Origin of the sequence: Stenotrophomonas sp. TWI700, from assembly GCF_039673645.1 — a bacterium.
GTDB classification, from domain to species: domain Bacteria; phylum Pseudomonadota; class Gammaproteobacteria; order Xanthomonadales; family Xanthomonadaceae; genus Stenotrophomonas; species Stenotrophomonas maltophilia_AA.
Map to the genome: position 1 here is coordinate 138,871 of NZ_JBDJMB010000008.1, position 7,907 is coordinate 146,777.

Below are 7,907 nucleotides of genomic sequence, written 5' to 3' on the forward strand. Positions count from 1 at the left end.
GCAGCCTGGCTGCCCCCATTTCATACCGATGAGCACCCAGCCCCTGCGTTTCGACAATCGCTTCATCCGTGACCTGCCCGGCGACCCGGAAACCGGCCCGCGCGTGCGTGAAGTGCGCGAGGCCGCGTGGTCGTCGGTGATGCCGACCCCGGTCGCGGCGCCCCAACTGCTGGCGTACTCGCCGGAGGTGGCCGCACTGCTCGGCATGGGCGAGGACCTGATCGAGAGCGCCGATTTCGCGCGGGTGTTCGGCGGCAATGCGCTGTACGCCGGCATGGCGCCGTGGGCGGCCAACTACGGTGGCCATCAGTTCGGGCATTGGGCGGGGCAGCTCGGCGATGGCCGCGCGATCTCGCTGGGCGAACTGCTCACGCCGGACGGTGCGCACTGGGAGCTGCAGTTGAAGGGCGCCGGGCGCACGCCGTACTCGCGCGGTGCCGACGGACGTGCAGTGCTGCGTTCGTCGATCCGCGAGTTCCTGTGCAGCGAGGCGATGCATCATCTCGGCGTGCCGACCACGCGCGCATTGAGCCTGGTCGGGACCGGTGATGCCGTCGTGCGCGACATGTTCTATGACGGCCACCCCGAGGCCGAACCCGGCGCGATCGTCTGCCGCGTCGCGCCGTCTTTCATCCGCTTCGGCACCTTCGAGCTGCCGGCCTCGCGCGGCGACACCGCGCTGCTGCGGCAACTCGCCGATGTCTGCATCGCGCGGGATTTTCCTGCACTGGCCGAGTTGGGCGACGCGCGCCATGCACGCTGGTTCGGCGAGATCTGCGAGCGCACCGCGGTGCTGGTCGCGCACTGGATGCGGGTCGGCTTCGTGCACGGGGTGATGAACACCGACAACCTCTCCATTCTGGGGCTCACCATCGATTACGGCCCGTATGGCTGGGTCGAGGATTACGATCCCGAGTGGACGCCCAACACCACCGACGCGCAGGGGCGACGCTATCGTTTCGGCACGCAGCCGCAGGTGGCGTACTGGAATCTCACCCGGCTGGCACAGGCGCTGGCGCCGTTGTTCGAGGATGTCACGCCGCTGCACGACGGGCTGGCGCGCTTCCAGCAGGTGCACGCCGAATGCGAGCGCGCCGATATCGCCGCCAAACTGGGCCTGGACCGCTGCCGCGATGCCGATGTGGCGTTGATGGCGGCCTGGCTGGAGATCCTGCACGAGGGCGAGATGGACATGACCCTTGCTTTCCGCGGCCTGATGGCGCTCGATCCCGCGTCGCCTTCCGTGGCGGTGCTGGAGGAGGCCTTCTACAGCCCGGCACGCCGCGAAGCGGTACTGCCGTCACTGCTGGCGTGGCTGCAGCAGTATGCGGCGCGCCTGCGTGCCGATGACTTGAGTGTGCAGGCGCGGCAGCAGCAGATGGGCCGTGCCAATCCGGTCTACGTGCTGCGCAACTGGCTGGCCCAGGAGGCGATCGAACAGGCGGAGCAGGGTGACCTCAGTGGCGTGCATGCGTTGCTGGAGGTGCTGCGCCACCCGTATGACGTGCAGCCCGGGCGCGAGCACTTCGCGGGCAAGCGGCCCGAGTGGGCGCGTGAGAAGGCCGGCTGCTCGATGCTGTCCTGCAGCTCCTGACCTGCGCGGGCGGGTAGGGCGGGACGAACCGTTCTGCCGCATGCCGGTCGTGTGAGGCGCTGCGGCAGGAGGCTCGGTTACCCTATGCCACCCTGTTCGTTTCCAGACCCATGACCGAGTCTTCCGCCACGCCCGCCTGGGCCGGCCGCCTGCGCGACATCGCCGATTTCCCCAAGCCGGGCATCCTGTTCAAGGACATCATGCCGCTGCTCGCCGATGGTCCGGATTTCGCGGCGGCCATCGATGCGATGGTCGCGCCGTGGCGCGATGCCAAGCTGCAGGCGGTGATGGGCATCGAATCGCGCGGCTTCATCCTGGGCGCGGCCATGGCGCGGGTGCTGGGCGTGGGCTTCGTGCCGGTACGCAAGCCGGGCAAGCTGCCGGGCAAGGTGCTGCGCCAGGACTACACCCTGGAATACCGCACGGACAGCATTGAAGTGCACGCCGATGCCTTGCCGGCCGACGCGCGCGTGCTGGTGATCGACGACGTGCTGGCCACGGGCGGCACCCTGCTGGCCGCGTTGTCGCTGGCCCGTCAGCTGCAGGTCGAGGTGGTCGGTGCGGCCGTGCTGGTTGAACTGGCCGGCCTCGGCGGCCGCGAACGCTGGACGAGTGACGTCCCACTGCTGGCCAACCTGGTCTATTGATCGCGGAATCCGCGGCGACCCGGCCGCTGGCCGGCAGCCCACGCATCATCTCGTAGTGCCGGCCGCTGGCCGGCACCTCAAACGCCCCGACGAAGGCGCAGCCGACCAACGGTCGGCTCTACCGCTCAGACATCCATCTTCCGCACGCGGAACCGGCGGCCCTTGATCTTGCCGGCCTCCAGCTGGGCGATCGCCCGGCCGGCCTGCTCGCGTGCAATGGCCACATACGAGCGCGTCGCGTAGATATCGATTTTGCCGATGTACTTGGCCGCCAGCCCGGCGTCGCCGGTCAGCGCACCAAGGATGTCGCCGGGGCGCAGCTTGTCGGTCTTGCCGCCGTCGATGCGCAGCGTGGTCATCGCCGCCTGCGGCAGCACCGGCGGGCGGGCGGTGGCCAGCGGCGTCTTCTGCCAGTCCAGCGGCTTGCCCTGTGCCATTTCCAGCGCATCGGCGCGGCTGCGCTCGCGGTGCGTCACCAGGCTGATCGCCAAGCCCGTCGCACCGGCGCGGCCGGTACGGCCGACGCGATGCTCATAGGTCTCGATGTCGGTCGGCAGCTCGTAATTGATCACCGCGGCCAGGTCCTGCACATCCAACCCGCGCGCGGCGACGTCGCTGGCGACCAGCACGTTGCAGCTGCGGTTGGCGAAGCGCACCAGCACTTCGTCGCGGTCGCGCTGTTCCATCTCGCCGTGCAGTGGCAGCGCGGAGAACCCGAACTGCTGCAGCGAAATGGCGACATCGTCCACGTCGCGACGGGTGTTGCAGAACACCACGGCCGATTCCGGCGTGTACTTGAGCAGCAGGCCGGCCAGCGCCTTCTGCTTCAGCGCCAGCTCGGTCTCGCAGAACAGATGGCGGATCGCCGGCGCATGGTCGGCGCCTTCCACGGTGACTTCCACCGGGTCACGCAGCAGCACCCGGGCGATCTCGCGGATCTCATCCGGGAAGGTCGCCGAGAACAGCAGCGTCTGGCGGTCCTTGCTGGTGCGACCGGCGATCTCGCGGATCGGCTCCTCGAAGCCCATGTCGAGCATGCGGTCGGCTTCATCCAGCACCAGGGTGGTCACGCCGCCCAGGTGCAGGACGCGCTTGCGGCCCAGTTCCTGGATGCGCCCGGGAGTGCCGACGACCACCTGCGGATCGTGCGCTTCCAGCGAGGCCAGCTGCGGGCCCAGCGGCATGCCGCCGGTCAGCACCAGCAGTTTCAGGTTCGGGATGCCGGTGGCCAGCTTGCGGATCTGCTTGCCGACCTGGTCGGCAAGCTCGCGGGTCGGGCACAGCACCAGCGCCTGCGCGCGGGTCACGGACGGATCCAGCGCCTGCAGCAGGCCCAGGCCGAAGGCCGCGGTCTTGCCGCTGCCGGTGGGGGCCTGTGCGATGACATCGCGGCGCTCGAGGATGGCCGGCAGGCTCTGGGCCTGCACGGGGGTGAGCGAGGTATAGCCCATGGCATCGATGCCGGGCAGCAGCGCTGGTTTCAGCGGCAGGGAGGAGAATTCAGACATGCGGTAGTGTCGCAGAAGTCCGCCCGGCGTGCCTCAGCCGAGCAGCGCGTGCACGCCGAGATTGATCCCCAGCCCGCCCGCCAGCAGCCAGCCGAACAGCAGCAGCGCGAGCAGCAGCGGCTTCATCCCGGCCCTGCGCAGTGCCGAGGCGTGCGTGGTCAGGCCGAGCGCGGCCATCGCCATCGCCAGCAGCACGGTGTCCAGATCGACCGCCGCGCCGACGACGGTCGCCGGCAGCAGCTGCAGCGAGTTGAGCCCGGCCACGGCCACGAAGCCGAACGCGAACCAGGGCACCACGATCTTCGCGCGCTGGCCGTCAGCGGCTCCCTTGCGGCCCCGCGCCAGCAGCATCGACAGCCCGATCAGGAACGGCGCCAGCATCATCACCCGCACCATTTTGGCGATCACGGCGGTGTCGGCCGCCGGCGCGCTCACCGCGCGTCCGGCAGCGACCACCTGGGCCACCTCATGCACGGTCGAGCCGGTGAATACGCCGTACGCCTGCGCGCTCATCGGAATCCAGCCGTGCGCCAGGTTGAGCTGGTACAGCGCCGGATACAGGAACATCGCCAGCGTGCCGAACACCACCACCGTCGAGACGGCTACGGTCACCTGCTCGGCGCGCCCGCGCACCACCGGCTCGGCCGCCATCACCGCTGCCGCCCCGCAGATCGCGCTGCCGGCGCCGATCAGCAGGGCGCTCTCCTTGTCGATGCCGAACCACCGCGTGCCGGCCCACCAGGCCAGCGCGAAGGTGCTGGTCAGTACCAGCGCATCGATCAGCACGCCGCTGGCGCCGACCTGGCCGATGTCCTGGAAGGTCAGGCGCAACCCGTACAGCACGATGCCCGCGCGCAGCAGCCAGTGCTTGGCGAATCCGACTCCGGCGCCGGCCTGGGTGGCCAGGCGGGGGTAGAGGGTGTTGCCCACGGCGATGCCGAGCACGATGGCCAGGGTCAGGGCGCTGATCCCGTGCGCCTGCAGCCACGGCAACGTCGCCAGGCCCATGGCGGCGGCAGCGACGGCCGCGGTCAGCAGCAGGCCGGGCAGACGGCCGCGCCAGCGCTGTGCGATGGAGGGTGAGGGCAGGGCGGCGGCAGCGGTGTTCACAGAGGTCTCCGGTAGGTTCACAGGCCCAGCCTGCGCGCCGCTGATCAACCTGTAAAACGCATTATGTGTGTTATTTCAACCCGTTTGATGCGTTAATGGCTTGAATGCATCTCACCCTCCGCCAATGGCAGGTGTTCGTGTCCATCGCCGACGCCGGCACCACGGCTGCCGCCGGGGCGCAGCTGGCGTTGTCGCAGTCGGCCACCAGCGCCGCGCTCAATGAACTCGAGAACCAGCTGGCCAGCCCCTTGTTCGACCGGATCGGCCGCCGGCTGGTGTTGAACGCACAGGGGCGGGCCCTGCTCGATCCGGCCCGTGCGCTGTTGGTGGCCGCGACCGATCTGGAGCGGGTGGCGGGAGTGGGGCAGGCCAACGCCGGCCCGCTGCCCCTGCTGCTGCGGCTCGGGGCCAGCACCACGATCGGCAACTACCTGCTGCCGGCCCGCGTCTCGGCACTGATGAGCCACACCCCGCAGGCCCAGGTCGACCTGCGGATCGGCAACAGCGCCGACGTGGTCACCGCGGTACAGCGCCTGGAGGTGGATCTGGGCCTGATCGAAGGCCCCTGCCACGAAAGTGGCCTGCAGGTGCTGCCGTGGCAGCGCGACGACCTGGTCATCGTGGCCGCTGCGGGATCCGTGCCCGATCGCATGGACCTCGCTGCGCTGGCGCAGGCGCGCTGGTTGCTGCGCGAGCCGGGTTCGGGCACCCGCGAGGCGGTCGAACAGGCCCTGCTGCCGCACCTGCACCACTTCGCCCGTTCGATGCAGCTGGGCAGCACCGAGGCGATCAAGCAGGCCGCCGCGGCTGGCCTCGGGCTGGCCTGCCTGTCGCGACATGCCGTGGCCGATCTGATCGCGCTGGGCAGCCTGACGATCGTCGAGACGCAGGTGCCGCCGATGTCGCGCCAGCTCTGGGTGGTGCGGCATCCGGGCAAACGGGTGCCCCCGCCGCTGCGGGCACTGTTGGGGCTGCCTGCGGACGCGTTCGGTCGGGAGTAAGCGACGCGGTTGCCGCCAGACCGTACAATGGTCGGATGCCTCTGATTACTCTGCAAAACGTCGACTTCAGCGTCGGCGGCCCCCTGTTGCTGGAAAAAGCCGAACTGTCGATCGAGCCGGGCGAGCGTATCGCCCTGATCGGGCGCAATGGCGCCGGCAAATCGACCCTGCTCAAACTGCTGTCCGGCGATCACAAGCCCGATGATGGCGAAGTCCGCGTGCAGCAGGGGGTGCGCATCACCCGCCTGGAACAGGAGGTGCCGCACGGTGCCGCCGGCAGCGTCTTCGACGTGGTCGCCGACGGCCTGGGCGAACTGGGCCAGTGGCTGGCCGAATTCCATCACCTGAGCATGGCCGACGATTTCGACGGCGATGCGCTGTCGGCCGTGCAGGCCAAGATCGACGCCGCCAACGGCTGGGGCCTGGACCAGCGCGTCAGCGAAACCCTGACCAAGCTCGACCTGGATGGCGAGGCCGAATTCGCGCGCCTGTCCGGCGGCATGAAGCGCCGCGTGCTGCTCGGCCGCGCGCTGGTGTCCTCGCCGGATCTGCTGCTGCTCGACGAACCGACCAACCACCTGGACATCGAAGCCATCGACTGGCTCGAAATGTTCCTCAAGAACTGGAACGGCAGCGTGGTGTTCGTCACCCATGACCGTCGCTTCCTGCGTGCACTGGCCACCCGCATCGTCGAGATCGACCGCGGCCAGGTCACCAGCTGGCCGGGCGACTGGGCCAACTACGAGCGTCGCCGCGAAGAGCGCATGAACGCGCAGGCGCAGGAAAACGCGCGCTTCGACAAACTGCTCGCGCAGGAAGAAATCTGGATCCGCCAGGGCATCAAGGCCCGCCGCACCCGCGACGAAGGCCGTGTGCGCCGCCTCAAGGCGATGCGCAACGATCGCTCGCAGCGCCGCGAACTCGGTGGCAACGTGCGCATGGAAGCCGCACAGGCGGAGAACTCCGGCAAGAAGGTCATCGACGTCAAGGACATCTCGTTCGCCTTCGGCGAGCGCGTGATGGTCAAGGATTTCAGCACCGTGATCCTGCGCGGCGACCGCATCGGCCTGATCGGGCCGAACGGCAGCGGCAAGACCACGCTGCTCAAGCTGCTGCTCGGCGACCTGCAGCCGCAGAGCGGTGAGGTGCGTGCCGGTACCAACCTGCAGATCGCGTATTTCGATCAGTACCGTGCGGTGCTGCGCGAAGACTGGACCGCGATCGAAAACGTGGCCGAGGGCCGCGATTTCATCGAGTTCAACGGCAAGCGCAAGCACGTGCATGCCTACCTGCAGGACTTCCTGTTCTCGCCGGAGCGCGCCCGCGCGCCGATCACCCGTTTGTCCGGTGGTGAGCGCAACCGCCTGCTGCTGGCCAAGCTGTTCGCGCAGCCGTCCAACCTGCTGGTGATGGATGAACCGACCAACGACCTGGACGTGGAAACCCTCGAGCTGCTGGAAGAGCTGCTGAGCGATTACACCGGCACGTTGCTGCTGGTCAGCCATGACCGTGACTTCCTGGACAACGTGGTGACCTCCACGATGGTGATGGAAGGCGACGGCGTGGTCGGCGAATACGTCGGCGGCTATACCGACTGGCAGCGCCATGCCGCACGCGTGGCCGCCGCGGCGGCGTCCGCCCCGGTGGTGACCGCCAAGCCCGTTGCGGCGACCGCTGCCGCGGCGGCACCGGCCGAGCCGAAGCGCAAGCTGAGCTACAAGGACGCGCGTGAGCTGGAGCAGTTGCCGCTGAAGATCGAAAGGCTGGAGAAGGACGTCGAAGGCCTCACCGCCGCGATGAACGACCCCGCGTTCTATCAGCGCAGCGCTGCCGACATGGCGGCGCACACCCAGCAGCTGGGCAAGGTCCAGGCCGAACTGGATGCCGCGTACGCGCGCTGGGAAGAGCTGGACGCCTGATCCGGCAACCGGGCAGGGGCAGCCACGCATGGCGTGGCTCTACCCCCGGAGACCGCGGCAACCGGTAGAGCCACGCCATGCGTGGCTGATGGCAGCCGACCAGCGCCGGCCGCTGGCCGGCTCCAGGC

6 protein-coding genes are annotated in these 7,907 nt (G+C 69.0%); 4 read left to right on the forward strand and 2 right to left on the reverse strand.

The window, feature by feature from the left end; genetic code table 11:
• Positions 1-28 precede the first annotated feature (28 nt).
• Together ABE473_RS08820 and ABE473_RS08825 are read left to right on the forward strand one after the other, a co-directional pair.
• Entirely contained in the window at positions 29-1,594 is a 1,566-nt protein-coding gene (locus ABE473_RS08820) for a protein adenylyltransferase SelO (RefSeq protein ID WP_346489196.1), read from the forward strand.
• Between the two features lie 110 nt (positions 1,595-1,704).
• Positions 1,705-2,241 (forward strand): adenine phosphoribosyltransferase, encoded by a 537-nt coding sequence (locus ABE473_RS08825; RefSeq protein WP_346489197.1) that lies wholly within the window; start codon positions 1,705-1,707, stop codon positions 2,239-2,241.
• 125 nt (positions 2,242-2,366) lie between these two features.
• Here ABE473_RS08825 and dbpA read toward each other — a convergent pair whose 3' ends face one another.
• Positions 2,367-3,749, reverse strand: coding sequence for an ATP-dependent RNA helicase DbpA (gene dbpA / locus ABE473_RS08830; protein WP_346477984.1), 1,383 nt, complete (start codon positions 3,747-3,749; stop codon positions 2,367-2,369).
• A 33-nt stretch (positions 3,750-3,782) separates the two neighbouring features.
• Positions 3,783-4,859: a YeiH family protein gene (locus ABE473_RS08835; protein ID WP_346489198.1), complete on the reverse strand. Its 1,077-nt coding sequence runs from the start codon at positions 4,857-4,859 to the stop codon at positions 3,783-3,785.
• Positions 4,860-4,963: 104 nt separating this feature from the next.
• Here ABE473_RS08835 and ABE473_RS08840 point away from each other — a divergent pair, with 104 nt between their 5' ends.
• On the forward strand, positions 4,964-5,860 hold the full coding sequence (locus ABE473_RS08840) for a LysR family transcriptional regulator (RefSeq protein WP_346489199.1): 897 nt from the start codon (positions 4,964-4,966) through the stop codon (positions 5,858-5,860).
• 35 nt (positions 5,861-5,895) lie between these two features.
• The gene (locus tag ABE473_RS08845; protein ID WP_346489200.1) at positions 5,896-7,779 is read left to right on the forward strand and encodes an ATP-binding cassette domain-containing protein; all 1,884 of its coding nucleotides are present in this window, start codon (positions 5,896-5,898) and stop codon (positions 7,777-7,779) included.
• The last annotated feature ends 128 nt before the right edge of the window (positions 7,780-7,907 follow it).

Excerpts from the sequence above, each read along its gene's own strand:
- ABE473_RS08845 (WP_346489200.1), top strand. The coding sequence starts at position 5,896 with ATGCCTCTGATTACTCTGCAAAACGTCGACTTCAGCGTCGGCGGCCCC.
- dbpA (WP_346477984.1), bottom strand. The coding sequence starts at position 3,749 with ATGTCTGAATTCTCCTCCCTGCCGCTGAAACCAGCGCTGCTGCCCGGC.
- ABE473_RS08840 (WP_346489199.1), top strand. The coding sequence starts at position 4,964 with ATGCATCTCACCCTCCGCCAATGGCAGGTGTTCGTGTCCATCGCCGAC.
- ABE473_RS08825 (WP_346489197.1), top strand. The coding sequence starts at position 1,705 with ATGACCGAGTCTTCCGCCACGCCCGCCTGGGCCGGCCGCCTGCGCGAC.
- ABE473_RS08820 (WP_346489196.1), top strand. The coding sequence starts at position 29 with ATGAGCACCCAGCCCCTGCGTTTCGACAATCGCTTCATCCGTGACCTG.